The following is a 14,262-nucleotide window of genomic DNA, read 5'->3' on the forward strand; positions in this document are numbered from 1 at the left end:
GCCCATGTCCCGCCTCAACGCCAACCTCCTCCTGCTGCTCGCCGGCGCCGTCTGGGGCATGGGCTTCGTCGCCCAGTCGACGGCGATGGACGATCTCGGCCCGTGGACCTTCACGGCGGCGAAATTCGCCCTGGCGACCTTATCGGTCCTGCCTTTCGCCCTGCGCGAATCCGGACGCGCCAAATCGCCGCTTCCCAGGGGAGCGCCCGCCGGCTTCGCCGCCATCGGCGTCATGCTGTTCCTTGCCGCGATCCTCCAGCAGATCGGCATCGTCACCACCTCGGTCACCAATGCCGGCTTCCTCACCGGGCTTTATGTCGTCTTCACGCCATTCCTCGCCCTCGTCATCTTGCGCCATCGCGCCCATTGGGTGGTCTGGCCTTCGGCGATCGCGGCTTTTGGCGGCATCGTGCTGCTTGGTGGCGGAAGCGTTTCGGCACTGAATTCCGGCGACATCCTGATGATCGTCTGCGCCGTGTTCTGGGCGCTGCAGATCCTTCTCGTCGGGATCTTCGCCGGCCCCAGCGGGCGCCCCTACACGCTGTCGGTGGTGCAGTTCGCCGTGACGACGGCGCTCGCGGCGCTCGGCGCTCTGATCCTCGAGGCGCCGTCCCTTGCCTCGCTCTTCGCCGCCTGGCCGGAGATCGTCTATGGCGGCGTGTTTGCATCGGGGTTGGCGTTCACGCTGCAGATCATCGGTCAGCGTTATACGACGGCGCCGCAGGCGGCGATCTTCCTCTCCTCCGAGGCGCTGTTCGCAGCGCTGTTCGGCGTGATCCTTTTGGGCGAACGCATCGCCGCGCTCGGCCTTCTCGGCTGCGCGCTGATCTTTGCGGCGATGCTCGCGGTCGAGCTGGTGCCGATGTATCGTCGCCGTCCGGCCGGGCCGGCCGAACTCCCGACACCGCACGAGAACCGCTAATCAGCGCATGCCGCCACGGCCAAGCGCTCTATCCAGACTTGCTTGTCGGGTTCGCGGGACTGGTTTGCGTCAGCTCGGGCCGAAAAAACAGTGCCGCCTTGAGGCTCTCGCCGATCCGGTCGGCCTTGAGATGGAAGATCGCGGCGATCTCGGGCGGGAAGCGGCGGCTCGTCGTCGCGCGCCAGATTCCCAGCCAGCGGTCGAACATCCCCGGATCAATCTCGTCAAGATGTCTGCGATGGGCGGCGAAGGGATTGCCCTTGTAGGCGCCCGAGCCCCGCATCACCGACGACCAGAACGCCGTCAGGCGCTCCAGATGCGCCGGCCAATCGTCGATCGCCCGTTCGAAGATCGGACCGAGGACCGCGTCCTCGCGCACCAAACCGTAGAACTCGCCCAGCAATTCGCGAAGTTCGCTGTCGCTCACGGCGGGCTGCGTGTCGGACACCTGAAGCATCGATTCACCTGTCGCTCTGTCGGTCGCGTCCTAACACGCTGGACTAAACATGCAAATGGAATATATGTTTTAACGACCGGATCGAAGGCGAGCTGTCGCATGCCCCTCACCCGCTACACCGACTATGCGCTGCGCGTTCTGATCTACCATGCTGCGCGGCCGCATACGCTTTGCTCGATCGGCGAGATTTCCAGGGCTTGCGGCGTTTCCCATCTCACGAATGTGGTCCACGAAGTGGGCAACGCTGCTTGCGCTCCGCTGACCGCCAGCGTGGAGGCCTGACATGAACGATCTGATCACCCTTTCCGCGCCCGAGGACGTAGAGGTCGATGGCGCCCAGATCGCCCGTGCCTTCCATGTCCCGGTCCCGTTTTTCATAGCCGAGATGCGACGCGGCAATGTGCGTGGCACGGTCGAACGCGGTGTCGGAGAGGATGCCGGGCGGCACCGGCTGATCTTTCGTTATCGCGGACGGAAGCTCGTGATCCTCCGCCTGCCTGACGGACGCCTTGTCACCGAAGCACCGGACGACCCGACATCCGCGCCGGACACGCGCGGGTCGTAACGGGGCCCGTCGTGGCTGCGCGCTGATCTTCGCGGCGATGCTCGCGGTCGAACTCGTGCCGATGTATCGGCCCGCCCGGCCACCGGTGCGTGAGCCGGTCTGAGCCGACTGCCAAACCCGCCGGCTTCTGCTATGCCAAGCGGACGTGACGAAGGGGAGACGATGATGGACGAGACCGACGTGATGCCGCGGGGCGACCTCACTGTGCGCATTCCGGCGATGCCCGCCGACGCCAATGCCAATGGCGACATCTTCGGCGGCTGGGTGATGTCGCAGATGGATCTGGCCGCCGGCATCCGCGCCGCGGAGCGGGCCCGCGGCCGGGTCGCGACGATCGCCGTCAATGCGCTGACCTTCAAGAAGCCGGTGAAGATCGGCGACACGCTCTGCGTCTATTCGTCGATCGAAAAAATCGGCCGAACCTCCATCACACTTGGCATCGAAGCCTGGACCAAGGCCCGCGCCTCCAACGCGCGGACCAAGGTGACCGAAGGCACCTTCGTCATGGTGGCGATCGACGACAATGGTCGCCCGGTGGCGATCCCGGCGGAAACGCTGGCGGAGTGAAGCTTTTGTGCCGGCCGTCCGCCGCGCCGGTCTTGGCGCGGCAAATGAGCCGCGCCGTCGCCGAAGCCGGCTAACTCAATTCTTCGGGAAGTCGGTCGCTTCGCCGGTGGCGCGCCATTCCTCGATCTCCGCCAGCCGGGCCTTCAGCTGCTGGGTAACCTGCTCGACGCCCCAGGCGCCGAGCACGAGATGGCGGGGTGGCGCGGCGTGCTCGGTCAGCGCGATCATCGCCTCGGCGGCACGCACCGGGTCGCCGGGCTGCGTGCCACTTCCCTCGCTCGTGCCCTGCATGCGTTTTCCCGCCGTGTCGGCATAGTCGGCGATCCGGTTCGGCGTCTGCTTCAGCGAGCGACCGGCCCAATCGGTGCGGAAGGGGCCGGGCTCGACGGCGACGACCTTGATGCCAAGCGGCGCCGCTTCGGCGGCCAGCGCGTCGGTGAAGCCTTCGACCGCGTGCTTGGTGGCGGCATAATATCCCGAACCCGGGAAACCGATGAAGCCGGCGACCGACGAAATGTTGAGGATGTGACCGCCACGCTGCTCGCGCATACCCGGCAGTACGGCCCGCGTCAGTGCAAACAGGCCGAAGACATTGGCCTCGAACATATCGCGAATTTCGCTGTCGGCGCCCTCCTCGATCGCGGCTTGGTAGCCGTAGCCGGCGTTATTGACGAGGACGTCGACCCGACCGAAGCGCTCCTTTGCGGCCGTCACCGCAGCTGCGATTTCATCCAGCTTGGTCACGTCGAGAGAGACGGCCAGGGCGCGATCCTCCGCGCCGTCCACGAGATCGGCGACACGCGCCTTGTCGCGCGAGGTGACGACAGCCCGCCAGCCACGCTTGAGAACGGCTTCGGCGAGTTCGCGGCCGAAACCGGTCGAGCATCCCGAGATGAACCACACGGGCGTGGATTCTGTGGTCATGCTGTGCCTTCCAATATCGGGGAGAGCGCCACATGCAGCGCAGGGCGATGGGATCCGAAAGATAAGTCAGACAACCCATCGCACAAGGCGGACACTGCGGTCACAGGGCTGGACACGGCCAATCCGCACGCCACGGCTGACTCGGGGCAGCGCGAGGACCCATCTTGATGCCAGCGCCCGGGCGGGTATCTGCAGTCATCCCCGCCCCAATGGAGCCCACCGATGATCCAGACTCTCGTCCGCGACTATGGCCACATCCATCTGGGGATCGGCCTTCTCGGCAATTTCCTGTTCGTGGTCGGCTCGGTGCTGTTCTTCAAGACATTCGAGGCCTGGTACACGGTGGCGGTCTGGATGTTCGTTCTCGGATCGACCGGCATGTTTCTCGGCTCGGTCGGGCAATTGCTCAAGACGCTCTACGAGGCCGAAGAACGCCGGCGGCGCTGACAACGACCCGGCGCCGTGGATTTTCGCCCGACCGCCCCCTACTTGCACACCCCACGTCGCCGGTTCTTGGCATCCAGATGCAGATGGTCGGCATGCGCGCGGTTGTACCCGGGTCCGAGGACGGTGCCGAAATAGCGGCAGCCCGACTGCCGCACGCTTTTCTGAAAGCCCTTCTGCCGGAACGAGAAGAACCCCTTCTTCTCCACGTCGAAGGTGCTGCCGTCGGCGAATTTGAAGCCGCGCACGTCGAGGGCGTTACCGCTGGCGTGCTCGCTGATCGTGCGTGAGCCGGCGATGCGCGAACAGCGATAGGACGAGGCGTTGAGCACCGCCGTCGGCCGGGTCCATAGCCGCCAGCGTGCGGCTGGCTTGACCTCGTCCTCGACCCATTTTGAAATGCGCGCCGCCGCGGGGCAGTTCAACGTGGCCGCCGGCTGCATCCGCACGCCCTTGGCAATCTCCAGCACTTTGACCGGATAGGAGATGCCGCAGCCCGCGCCCTTTCCGACAGGCGCGACGTCGACGAATTTTACGCCCATTTGTCGCAATGCCTTGCGACACATCGCCTCCGACCGCGGCAAAGCGGTGTAGCCGCTCGGCGCCTCCTGTTCGAGGCGACCGCGTCCTGGCACTGTGTCAGGGCGTCGCGCGGGTCGCGGTTGGCCGCCCAGCGAGGCCACAACGCCCCGATGCGGCACCAGTTGCGGCGACAGCGCCTCGCGGGACGCGGTCTCCGGCGGCGGGATCGCACCCGGCGTGACGCGCTTGAGGCCTTGCCAGGGATCGTCGACGGAGTCGGCGGCGCCGAAGCGCGCGGGATCGGCGTCGACTTCGCTCGGCGCATCAAGCGGCGGCAGGGCGGCCGGATAGGTCAGGGCGGCAGGCGCCTGGCGCGTGGCGGGCACGAAGGATGCGTCATCCGTTGAGGCACGAGCCCGGCTTCGTCCCAGCAGATCGTCGAGGAGCGCTTTGTCATCTGCGGGCGCTGCCGCCGGAGCCGTCGCCGGCGACATCGGTTGCTGTGGCTGGGAAATCGGAATGTCTTGTCGACCGACACTGCCCACGCTCGGCGTGTAGCCCTCACCAGCCGCCGGCAGGCGGCCGCCCCAGACCATCGCGCCGCTGCCGCTCTGGGCCAATGCCCCCGAAGAAAGGCTCGCCGCCGTGAAACAAACGGCGGCGAGCGCAACTCTGCGCCATCCGCTTTTACGCAATACCATGCGATGGCCTTTCGTCTTCCGCGAAACTCGAGCGGGACGAGGAAAACCTATCGGCGTTTGGTAAGCGAAGAATGAACGGGACGCCGAAAAGCGTCGCTGCCGACAGGCGCGACGCTCAGCCCGCAGACATCTCCGGCGCGGCATCTTCGGTGGGACGCGAAGCGGCGGCTTGGGCTGGCGGAGATGCGGCGCCGGTGAACAACAGCGCCGCGGCCAGCCAGCCAGCGGCCGCCTTGCGGGACGACCGCCGGGGGGCTACCGCCGCCGATTCCGCGACAGCGTCCCGGGACTCCGAATTCTCATGGGCAATGCGGAGTTGCCATATGGGCGCGCCGGAAACGATCCGGCCGGCCGGGAAACCGGCGGCATACTGCAAATCGATCAGGGGGAGCGAGAAATCGATCAGGGGGAGCGAGTCGTTCTTCATGACCCGAGATTCGCGCACCGGCTCTGAACCGAGCATGAACGGATGCGCCGCAGGAAGCGCAACACGCTCGATAGTACGACGGCGCGACCGAGCAAACCCGCCAGCCTGCGTCCCGCCCGGTCACACAGTCGGCGAGTGTCCGCCCTCGAAAATCGGCGGGCCGGCCGCGACTTTCGTGAAACTCGCGCGCCCGAGCCACCGCTAGCGTATCCTCGCAGAAGCGAGCGGCATTCGGCGACGAGGCAACGACGATCGGCTGATTCTTTCGGTTGACAGCTACGGAAGCTTGCGGTTGTATCAAGTTGATACACTTCCGTTGACGCAATAGCCCATCCTGTCTTTTGTCGAGCCATGAATGAAAAAATCAGTTGATATCCGTAGGCTTTGATTTAATACTTCCCTTGCGCAATATCAAAATATCGGGAGGCGTAAACAATGCGTATGTTTCTGATTTCCGTTGCCGCTGCGGTCAGCACGTTGGCGTTGTCAGCTGCCGCTGACGCGAAGACGTTCACGCGGAAGATCGTTGAAAACAACGACAAGTGCTATTTGGTCGAGTATATTCCCTCGACCTACATATTCAACACCAAGGGCAAGAAAGTGAGCGGCGAAAGCCGTAGCTGGGTCGGAAACATCGCCGATGGTGCAGTGATCATCAAGCGACGCAATCCGGCCGTCTACATCCAGACTCGCAAATTGCTCGAGCAGGACCACTACACGCTCGTCGCGCAGGGTTGCTGACGTTTCGGAGAGGGAGCCCCTGGGCCTCCTCTCCCCCTTTCCTTTCGCGCGCATCGGTTGGAGATGAATGATGGCCATCGGGCTGCTGACTCTCATGGCGGGACTGGCGATACCCTTCGCATCCCCGGATATCGATGCCGCTCCGCTGCCCATAACCGCCGACCTGAGCATTGCCTTCGAGTTCGTAGAGAAGGCAACCGGCTACGATCTCAACGCCCTCATCCGCGACCGGCTGAGCGAGGAAGTCAGTACGGTCCCGCTCGACAGTTGCGCCACGATCGATATTGGCATCGGCGGTGAAACCCTCTTCGGGGAGCCGGTGGCATGCGACGATGAACGCTATGTTTTCGATCTGGTGGGTCGCCACGTCATCGTCAGCGGCGTCAAACGCGATCATCCGCTCAGGGATGTCGAGCCCGGATATGTCATCCTGAACGGCGTGCCGCTGCTCGTTGAAGATGAGGAGCGCGTCATCGATCCCGCCCCCTCGCCGACTTGGCAATTTCCCTGATCCCGAACCGAAGGCTTTCGTTTTCCCTCTTCAATCCGTTTAAGATCGGCAGGTGTGCGATGATGAGAACGCTACTCAATCCGGCGGGATCTTTGGAGAAACGGATTAAACCAACCTGTGGCAATAGCGGTGTCTCGCACGGGCGTTCCTATAGGACGGCACTGTTGTTGGCCGCCCTTGTCCCACTCCTCGCCGCATGCCAGCTCGACAGACCGGGCGCCCGGGCAGCTCGGACGTTGACGAACGAGCGTATAGCGGCGGCGCCGATGCGGTCGTCCACGCCCTTCGGCTACGCCGTACGAACCGCCTCGCCGCGACCGGCGACCATTCTCAGCCTGCACTTCGAGTTGGTGGAGCAGACGCAAGGCTACGACCTTAACGCGGTTGTCCTCGACCGCTCGACGGGCTCGCTGCACACTGCGAAGATTCGGCGCTGCAAAACCATCGACCTCGACTCCTTCGACGCCAGCAGCCGGAGCCTTTTCGCCACGCCGGTGCTCTGCGACGGCCGCTCCTATTCCTTCGATACACTCGGCGAGCGCGTCGCTGTCGTCGGTCCGCGCCGCAATTATATCCTGCGGGGCCTGCCAGCCGGCCATGTCGTGCTCAACGGTGTGCCGCTACTGATCGAACCGCGCGGACATCGCCATCCGGCCCCCGGCCTGCGGGACCGGTCGAGCCGACAGATTCCCTTCACCATCCAGTAATACCAACCTGCGGTGATAGGGACCTCTTACGGCGCCGAGCGGGCTTGTCCGGCCAGGAGCGCCGCATCGCGCGTCGCCCCGCTCCCTGCCATGCATCGGCGATCGTCCCGGTCGAATGGAATTTTATCACCGCAGGTTGGTAGTCAGTAGCCGCCTGGGGTTTTCCGACTACCGTCGTCGCATCCCGCATGACGATGAACAACCGGAGATCGGGGCGAGACCGCATTCGTAGCCGGCGCTCGTCCTCCGTCTCTCGCCGGCTCGACCTTTACCGACCCAGTCATCTCTGCCTGATCGGTCGAACAGGGGCCGCCCCCCCGATCCGCTCAGGCGGGGCACGCTTGCACGCGGCCCCTTGCCTCGTCTGCATTCGCCAAATGCACTTCGGATGGGGCTTCGCCTCCGCCATGACTTATTTAGCGTTAAAGCGGCGCATCGAATTGTCTTCTCTCGCGAATCTCATTAGTAACCACCCGATCGAAAAAGCCTGATTCAATACGGGATATCGTTTGAATATTTGCAATTCTTTTCCTCCTTTCAACGTTATCTCTACGTGACATAAAATGGATTGATGCGATCTCAGAATGAGTTCCCCATGCTTTACCGCCCCGCTATTAGTCTTGTGCTTGTGCTGACACTGACAGGGTGCGCCGCCGTCCCAACGCGGTGCTACGTCACCCTCTCGGACGCGGGCCAGCCGAGCGCGGAGGCCTGCGAGAGCGGATCGCATCTGCGTGTCCGGCCAATCACCCCCGAGAACGCGGCCTACTACGCGCCACCCTACATCCTCGCGGCACTGGCGAACGAGGGCTATCTGTCCATGTCCACGACTGACTCGGGGGACGAGCTGCCGACTGTGATGCAGTCGGACGCCCCCGTCTTCTCCGTCGATGATCAAATTGTCTACGACCACACCGTCAGCGACCGCCTGCCGATCTTCTCGCTCGCCATCCCGTCGCTGTCGATCGAGCTCAGCCTGCCGCGCAACGAAGCCGCGTCGCAGGCACAATCCCGACCCACGAGTTGAGGCCCCGGCGTCTGACGAGCTGAAGCATCGCCAGCCCGCCGGCTCGGTCGTTCCCGCTGCCGTGCATTCGCCGGCCGATCCATCGCGTCGCCCGCTTTCCAGTCGCCGTCATGGTCTCTATATGTTCCGCCATGGCTTCCCGACCCAAACCGACCCGCCCGCGCCCGCCCGCTAACACCGCTGACGAGCCGCCCTTCGATCCCAGCGCGCCGGCCCGGCGCGGACCGTTGCAGGATTTCGCCGACGCCGCCGAACCCACTCGGCCGGCCGGTTTCGAGGAAGCGCCGCAGGCGTCCTTCGACGGCGTGCCCGCCGGTCCGCTCTCGGGCTGGGCCGACGAGATCGCGCAAGCAGCCACCGTCGACGCCGAGCGCAAGGCGGACGCCGAGCCGAAGGGCAAGGTTACCAAGGCGAAGACCCCCAAGTCCGCCGGAGCGAAATCGGAAAAACCCCAAAAGACCTCCCGCGGCACCTCGATGGGCGCGACACGCGATCCCAAGCAGCGCGCCGCCGCCGGGCTCAATCCCGTCGCCGGCCTCGACGTCTCGCTGGAGGATGCCGGCTCGCTGCCCGAGGGCGGCGTCACCGCCACCGTCGACGCGCTGACCATGCTGATCTCCGAGGGCAACCCGCTGCTCAAGAACGGTGAGATCTGGGTGCCGCACCGCCCGGCCCGGCCGGACAAGTCCGAGGGCGGCGTGCCGTTCCGCATCGCCTCGGATTACGTGCCGAAGGGCGACCAGCCGACCGCGATCGCCGATCTCGTTTCCGGCATTTCCGATCACGACCAGACCCAGGTGCTGCTCGGCGTCACCGGCTCCGGCAAGACCTTTACCGTCGCCAACGTCATCGAGAAGACCCAGCGCCCGGCGCTGGTGCTCGCCCCCAACAAGACCCTGGCGGCGCAGCTCTACGGCGAGTTCAAGAATTTCTTTCCCGACAACGCCGTGGAGTATTTCGTCTCCTATTACGACTACTACCAGCCCGAGGCCTACGTGCCGCGCTCGGACACCTATATCGAGAAGGAATCCTCGATCAACGAGCAGATCGACCGGATGCGCCACGCCGCCACCCGCGCCCTGCTCGAACGCGACGACGTCATCATCGTCGCCTCGGTCTCCTGCATCTACGGTATCGGATCGGTCGAGACCTATACGGCGATGACCTTCCAGATGGCGATCGGCGACCGGCTCGACCAGCGCCAGCTGCTCGCCGACCTCGTCGCCCAGCAATACAAGCGCCGCGACATGGACTTTCAGCGCGGCAGCTTCCGGGTCAGGGGCGACACCATCGAGATCTTCCCCGCCCATCTGGAGGATCGCGCCTGGCGCATTTCGCTGTTCGGCGACGAGATCGAGACGATCCAGGAGTTCGACCCGCTCACCGGCCAGAAGACCGACGACCTGAAATCCGTCAAGATCTACGCCAACTCCCATTATGTCACGCCGCGTCCGACCCTCAACCAGGCCGTGAAATCGATCAAGCAGGAGCTGAAACACCGGCTGGTGGAGCTGGAAAAGGCCGGTCGCCTCCTGGAAGCCCAGCGGCTGGAACAGCGCACCCGCTTCGACATCGAGATGATCGAGGCCACCGGCTCCTGTCCCGGCATCGAGAACTATTCGCGCTATCTCACCGGCCGCCAGCCCGGCCACCCGCCGCCGACCCTGTTCGAATATCTGCCCGACAACGCCCTGGTCTTCATCGACGAATCCCACGTCACCGTGCCGCAGATCGGCGCCATGTATCGCGGCGATTTCCGCCGCAAGGCGACGCTGGCCGAATACGGCTTTCGGCTGCCGTCCTGCATGGACAATCGGCCGCTCCGCTTCGAGGAGTGGAACGCCATGCGGCCGCAGACCGTCGCGGTCTCGGCCACCCCCTCCTCCTGGGAGATGGAGGAGGCCGGGGGCGTCTTCGCCGAGCAGGTGATCCGCCCCACCGGGCTGATCGACCCGCCGGTGGAGATCCGCCCGGCCCGCTCCCAGGTCGACGATCTCATCGGCGAAATCCGCGAGGTGGTCGCCAAGGGCTACCGGGTGCTGTGCACCGTGCTGACCAAGCGCATGGCCGAGGACCTCACCGAATATCTGCACGAGCAGGGCATTCGCGTGCGCTACATGCATTCCGACATCGACACGCTGGAGCGCATCGAGATCATCCGCGACTTGCGCCTCGGCGCCTTCGACGTCTTGGTCGGCATCAATTTGCTGCGCGAGGGCCTCGACATTCCCGAATGCGGGCTGGTCGCCATTCTCGATGCCGACAAGGAGGGCTTCCTGCGCTCCGAGACCTCGCTGATCCAGACCATCGGCCGCGCCGCCCGCAATATCGACGGCAAGGTGATCCTCTATGCCGACCGGGTCACCGGCTCGATGGAGCGGGCGATGGCCGAGACCAGCCGCCGCCGCGAGAAGCAGGAGGCCTACAATACCGAGCACGGCATCACCCCGGAATCGGTGAAGGCGCATATCGCTGACATTCTCGATTCCTATTACGAAAAGGACCATGTCCGCGTCGATGTCGGCCCCGGCGCCAGGGAAGGCGCCCTCGTCGGCAACAACCTCAAATCCCATCTCCAGCATCTGGAAAAGCAGATGCGCGACGCCGCCGCCGATCTCGACTTCGAAACCGCCGCGCGGCTCCGCGACGAGATCAAGCGCCTGCAGGCCAAGGAGCTGGAATTCGGACCCGATATGGGCCGTGGCGGCCTGCCGGGCGACGGCGACGCAGAAGCTGCTTCTTCTCCCCGTCGGGGGTCCGCAGGACGGGGCGAGACCGGTGGCTCGTCCCCGGGCGGTCCCGGCAGGGGGGTGAGGGGGCCCGAGCCCAGCGAGGCAGACGACACCCTCGCCACCGCCGCCGCGATGGAGGAGGACTCGATCTCCCCGGTCACCGGCCGTTCCAAGCACGGCCGCAAGACCAAGCGCGACCGCGCCCCCGCCGGCGGCGAACGGTTTGGCCCGCGCGGCGAACCGCTGAAACCGCGCGGCCAGGGCTCCGACCGCCGCCCGGCGCCGCTGGCCCGTCCGCCAAGACCGGACACGGATGCGGGCGCCGACATCTCAGCTTCGTCATCCTCGGGCCTGACCCGAGGACCCATTCCTCAAACCGATAAGCCCCAAACCGGTGCGGAATCCGGCCAATCCTACTTCCAGAAACCCTCGCTGGACGATATGGGGCCCGGCACCGACACGCCGACACCGGCGCGCTCATCCTTATTCCGCAAGAACAGCCTCGACGAAATGACCGTCGGCCGCACCGAAAAGCCGGCCGGCAAAACACCGCCGACGAAGCCGAAGCCGGACGTGACGGGCGCGGCCCCCTCCGACGACTCCCCTGCCCCGATCCGGCGCGAGCGCATCGGCCGCGGCTCCTACGAGGACCCGGCCGACGAGAAACGCCGCAAGCGCCGGCCCGGCAAGACCGGCCGACCGGGGCAGTAGGGAGCGAACAGCGCGTCGTTGGGCTTCGGATAACCGTTTCTTCGTCATCCCGGCCTTGAGCCGGGATCCACTCCATCCCGTTCGAACCGCCAATCCGTCACCGAACGGGATGGGGATAAAAGTCGCGGCATGGATCCCGGCTCAAGGCCGGGATGACGAAGCGGAGAAGTGCGTCGACCAACCACCCACGCCGGCGGTAGAAAAACCGCGACACCGCGCCTATTCTCAGACCGAACTGGTATGGGAGCGATCATGACCCGACTTGAACAGATCGAACAGGACGTCGCCGGCCTGTCTCCCGACGAGTTGGCCCGGTTTCGCGATTGGTTCGAGGCCTACGCCGCCGAGCGCTTCGATGCGGCGCTCGCAGCCGATGCCGAGGCTGGCCGGCTCGACGCCTTGGCCGGCGCCGCGTTAAAGGATTTCCGCGCCGGCCGGTCGCGCCGCCTTTGATCTATTCCACCGCTGCGTCATTCTCGGCAGGCCTATGGCACACTGTAGTATGCGAAACTGATTTTCGAAAAAACACCGGCATCGCTGGATCATATCCCCAGAGCTCTCACGCCGCTACACGCTTGACAGGCATGAAGATACGGAAATAAGCTCAAATTAGATAGATCAGATAAAAATGCCGTCACCAAGAGATCTTTAATGATAAACCGCGTCCGATATGTTAATTTTAAACGATATAGTGATATAACTCTTGATTTGAACAAAAAGATTACAGTTCTCGTCGGCCCAAACAGCTCTGGAAAATCTTCATTATTAAAGGGAATTTTGGCATTCAAGCAGACGTATGAGGATCCGACCGACCACACGGGATTTGTATCGGAAGGCAAATACGTCGACATTGGTCATTTTGACGAATATGTTCGTAATCACGACAGCGACGAGAAGGTTACTTTTGTTTTTGAGGTCGAAGGATTTCTTAGACCTGTATTTCGCCCAAGCATTTTGAGGAATATTAATCGCGCATTTATTTCAATATCTCACCGAGAGGACCCGCAAACACGCCACGGTCGAGTGGAGGAGTACTCTGTTTATTTAAGCTCGGACGCCAATGATGAAATTCAAGATTTAAAAAATTTATCTCTCTTTATTAAATACCATAGAATGCAGAAGTCTGAGGAGGCATTCAAGATAGAGATGTCCGACGAGCTGCTATCGGCCGTTGAACAAAGTCGAAATCGCCCAAGATCGATGTCAGATGGATCATCGAATCAGGACATACCTTCAATTTCTGCTCAACGCTTCAATCGCGGCGACTTACAAGCACAGCGTGACAACCAACGCGGAATGCTTACGCAGATCGTTAGAGGTGGTTACGATGAGAGCGTCGATGCAATTCAGTTTCTGGAACGTCTTGTAATTCAGCCTATCCACACGAAACTTGCAGAAGACCTAAATCAGAGGTTTTTTGCGTTGGCTGCACTTCGAGAAAAGCCAGCTCGCTCCGTAAAACGGACCGACGAGCGGCGAACTGTTGGCAGCGCAGGCGAGAACACCGCATCTGTATATTTTTCACTCAGGCAGCGTGCTATTAAAGCAGGCGCACGTAATTCGTCAGTACGGGAAAATTTTGCTAAGCTTGACGGTTGGTTTAATGCTCTAAAACTTGGAAAAGATATCGAAATCAATAGCTGGCGCGATCTCATCGATATGCGAACCCGCACGCATGATGCAGCAAAGAGGAGCGATTCGGTCGTAGATATCGGCGTGGGCTTCTCTCAAGCCTCGCCTGTGCTTGTTCAATTAGCCGCGATGCCTGATGATGCCATGCTGATCATGGAGCAGCCAGAGCTTCATCTATATCCGTGGGCGCAGTCAAAACTAGGGCAAATATTTTGTGATGAGGTTCAAAACACCCACAAACGAATTGTCCTTGAGACCCATAGCGAGCATATTATTGGCGGTATACAACTCCATATTAGCGGAAACAGAAAACGTGGAAGCGGCTTGAAGCCATCGGATATACAGATCTTATATGTTGATACGAATTCAAAAATTGTTAAACTTGAAATCGATGAGTATGGAGAATTCACAACTGAATGGCCAGCAGGCTTTTTTGATCAAACTATTCAGACTTATCGAAAAATTTTACAGAATAAGATTGACTAATGGGACCAACCATAGGGACTGAAGAGCGATTTTTGATCAACCTTTTGCAGGGTAATCTTGATACGAGATTATTGGGCGGTAACTGCTCACCTGGTTGGCAATCTGGCTTGATTTGAGGGCTTGGATGTGAGTCAAGATTCCCATGACTCGCCCGCGCCGATGCACGCTGACCGACGCCGAGAAGGA

The 14,262-nt window shown here is 62.6% G+C and carries 16 protein-coding genes; 12 read left to right on the forward strand and 4 right to left on the reverse strand.

Annotated features, from left to right (window positions below; genetic code table 11):
- Positions 1–4: 4 nt before the first annotated feature.
- Positions 5–922, forward strand: coding sequence for a DMT family transporter (locus VSX60_RS12245; protein ID WP_327624478.1), 918 nt, complete (start codon positions 5–7; stop codon positions 920–922).
- A 28-nt stretch (positions 923–950) separates the two neighbouring features.
- On the opposite strand, the gene VSX60_RS12250 is transcribed toward VSX60_RS12245, so the two are convergent.
- A complete protein-coding gene (locus tag VSX60_RS12250) occupies positions 951–1,379 on the reverse strand; it encodes a group III truncated hemoglobin (RefSeq protein WP_327624479.1) in 429 nt (142 codons plus the stop codon).
- A 99-nt stretch (positions 1,380–1,478) separates the two neighbouring features.
- On the opposite strand from VSX60_RS12250, the gene VSX60_RS12255 reads away from it, so the two are divergent.
- The 3 genes from VSX60_RS12255 (at position 1,479) to VSX60_RS12265 (ending at position 2,511) form a co-directional block, all read left to right on the forward strand.
- Positions 1,479–1,661 (forward strand): hypothetical protein, encoded by a 183-nt coding sequence (locus VSX60_RS12255; RefSeq protein WP_327624480.1) that lies wholly within the window; start codon positions 1,479–1,481, stop codon positions 1,659–1,661.
- A gap of 1 nt (position 1,662) precedes the next feature.
- Positions 1,663–1,944 (forward strand): DUF6522 family protein, encoded by a 282-nt coding sequence (locus tag VSX60_RS12260; protein WP_327624481.1) that lies wholly within the window; start codon positions 1,663–1,665, stop codon positions 1,942–1,944.
- 162 nt (positions 1,945–2,106) lie between these two features.
- Positions 2,107–2,511, forward strand: coding sequence for an acyl-CoA thioesterase (locus VSX60_RS12265; protein ID WP_442872893.1), 405 nt, complete (start codon positions 2,107–2,109; stop codon positions 2,509–2,511).
- A 75-nt stretch (positions 2,512–2,586) separates the two neighbouring features.
- Here VSX60_RS12265 and VSX60_RS12270 read toward each other — a convergent pair whose 3' ends face one another.
- Positions 2,587–3,435, reverse strand: coding sequence for an oxidoreductase (locus VSX60_RS12270; protein ID WP_327624483.1), 849 nt, complete (start codon positions 3,433–3,435; stop codon positions 2,587–2,589).
- 222 nt (positions 3,436–3,657) lie between these two features.
- On the opposite strand from VSX60_RS12270, the gene VSX60_RS12275 reads away from it, so the two are divergent.
- Positions 3,658–3,882, forward strand: a complete 225-nt coding sequence (locus VSX60_RS12275) for a YrhK family protein (RefSeq protein WP_327624484.1) — start codon at positions 3,658–3,660, stop codon at positions 3,880–3,882.
- Positions 3,883–3,920: 38 nt separating this feature from the next.
- Here VSX60_RS12275 and VSX60_RS12280 read toward each other — a convergent pair whose 3' ends face one another.
- Together VSX60_RS12280 and VSX60_RS12285 are read right to left on the reverse strand one after the other, a co-directional pair.
- Complete coding sequence (locus VSX60_RS12280; RefSeq protein WP_327624485.1) at positions 3,921–4,787, reverse strand: extensin-like domain-containing protein; 867 nt, start codon at positions 4,785–4,787, stop codon at positions 3,921–3,923.
- 430 nt (positions 4,788–5,217) lie between these two features.
- Entirely contained in the window at positions 5,218–5,529 is a 312-nt protein-coding gene (locus VSX60_RS12285) for a hypothetical protein (protein ID WP_327624486.1), read from the reverse strand.
- A gap of 435 nt (positions 5,530–5,964) precedes the next feature.
- Here VSX60_RS12285 and VSX60_RS12290 point away from each other — a divergent pair, with 435 nt between their 5' ends.
- The 7 genes from VSX60_RS12290 to VSX60_RS12320 all read left to right on the forward strand — a co-directional run bounded on the left by VSX60_RS12290 (position 5,965) and on the right by VSX60_RS12320 (position 14,076).
- The gene (locus tag VSX60_RS12290) at positions 5,965–6,270 is read left to right on the forward strand and encodes a hypothetical protein (RefSeq protein ID WP_327624487.1); all 306 of its coding nucleotides are present in this window, start codon (positions 5,965–5,967) and stop codon (positions 6,268–6,270) included.
- A gap of 94 nt (positions 6,271–6,364) precedes the next feature.
- Complete coding sequence (locus VSX60_RS12295) at positions 6,365–6,781, forward strand: hypothetical protein (protein WP_327624488.1); 417 nt, start codon at positions 6,365–6,367, stop codon at positions 6,779–6,781.
- Between the two features lie 266 nt (positions 6,782–7,047).
- Positions 7,048–7,488, forward strand: coding sequence for a hypothetical protein (locus VSX60_RS12300; RefSeq protein ID WP_327624489.1), 441 nt, complete (start codon positions 7,048–7,050; stop codon positions 7,486–7,488).
- Positions 7,489–8,083: 595 nt separating this feature from the next.
- Positions 8,084–8,515, forward strand: a complete 432-nt coding sequence (locus VSX60_RS12305; protein ID WP_327624490.1) for a hypothetical protein — start codon at positions 8,084–8,086, stop codon at positions 8,513–8,515.
- A gap of 131 nt (positions 8,516–8,646) precedes the next feature.
- Positions 8,647–11,958, forward strand: coding sequence for an excinuclease ABC subunit UvrB (gene uvrB / locus VSX60_RS12310; RefSeq protein WP_327624491.1), 3,312 nt, complete (start codon positions 8,647–8,649; stop codon positions 11,956–11,958).
- Between the two features lie 252 nt (positions 11,959–12,210).
- Positions 12,211–12,411 (forward strand): hypothetical protein, encoded by a 201-nt coding sequence (locus VSX60_RS12315; protein ID WP_327624492.1) that lies wholly within the window; start codon positions 12,211–12,213, stop codon positions 12,409–12,411.
- Positions 12,412–12,609: 198 nt separating this feature from the next.
- Positions 12,610–14,076, forward strand: a complete 1,467-nt coding sequence (locus VSX60_RS12320; protein WP_327624493.1) for a DUF3696 domain-containing protein — start codon at positions 12,610–12,612, stop codon at positions 14,074–14,076.
- Positions 14,077–14,262: the final 186 nt, after the last annotated feature.

Source organism: Aurantimonas sp. A3-2-R12 (genome assembly GCF_036016755.1).
GTDB lineage: Bacteria > Pseudomonadota > Alphaproteobacteria > Rhizobiales > Rhizobiaceae > Aurantimonas > Aurantimonas coralicida_A.

What these genes read in the sequence shown, in the direction of transcription:
- VSX60_RS12245 (WP_327624478.1), top strand. Translation starts at nt 5, where the DNA reads ATGTCCCGCCTCAACGCCAACCTCCTCCTGCTGCTCGCCGGCGCCGTC.
- VSX60_RS12250 (WP_327624479.1), bottom strand. Translation starts at nt 1,379, where the DNA reads ATGCTTCAGGTGTCCGACACGCAGCCCGCCGTGAGCGACAGCGAACTT.
- VSX60_RS12255 (WP_327624480.1), top strand. Translation starts at nt 1,479, where the DNA reads ATGCCCCTCACCCGCTACACCGACTATGCGCTGCGCGTTCTGATCTAC.
- VSX60_RS12260 (WP_327624481.1), top strand. Translation starts at nt 1,663, where the DNA reads ATGAACGATCTGATCACCCTTTCCGCGCCCGAGGACGTAGAGGTCGAT.
- VSX60_RS12265 (WP_442872893.1), top strand. Translation starts at nt 2,107, where the DNA reads ATGATGGACGAGACCGACGTGATGCCGCGGGGCGACCTCACTGTGCGC.
- VSX60_RS12270 (WP_327624483.1), bottom strand. Translation starts at nt 3,435, where the DNA reads ATGACCACAGAATCCACGCCCGTGTGGTTCATCTCGGGATGCTCGACC.
- VSX60_RS12275 (WP_327624484.1), top strand. Translation starts at nt 3,658, where the DNA reads ATGATCCAGACTCTCGTCCGCGACTATGGCCACATCCATCTGGGGATC.
- VSX60_RS12285 (WP_327624486.1), bottom strand. Translation starts at nt 5,529, where the DNA reads ATGAAGAACGACTCGCTCCCCCTGATCGATTTCTCGCTCCCCCTGATC.
- VSX60_RS12290 (WP_327624487.1), top strand. Translation starts at nt 5,965, where the DNA reads ATGCGTATGTTTCTGATTTCCGTTGCCGCTGCGGTCAGCACGTTGGCG.
- VSX60_RS12295 (WP_327624488.1), top strand. Translation starts at nt 6,365, where the DNA reads ATGGCGGGACTGGCGATACCCTTCGCATCCCCGGATATCGATGCCGCT.
- VSX60_RS12300 (WP_327624489.1), top strand. Translation starts at nt 7,048, where the DNA reads ATGCGGTCGTCCACGCCCTTCGGCTACGCCGTACGAACCGCCTCGCCG.
- VSX60_RS12305 (WP_327624490.1), top strand. Translation starts at nt 8,084, where the DNA reads ATGCTTTACCGCCCCGCTATTAGTCTTGTGCTTGTGCTGACACTGACA.
- uvrB (WP_327624491.1), top strand. Translation starts at nt 8,647, where the DNA reads ATGGCTTCCCGACCCAAACCGACCCGCCCGCGCCCGCCCGCTAACACC.
- VSX60_RS12315 (WP_327624492.1), top strand. Translation starts at nt 12,211, where the DNA reads ATGACCCGACTTGAACAGATCGAACAGGACGTCGCCGGCCTGTCTCCC.
- VSX60_RS12320 (WP_327624493.1), top strand. Translation starts at nt 12,610, where the DNA reads ATGATAAACCGCGTCCGATATGTTAATTTTAAACGATATAGTGATATA.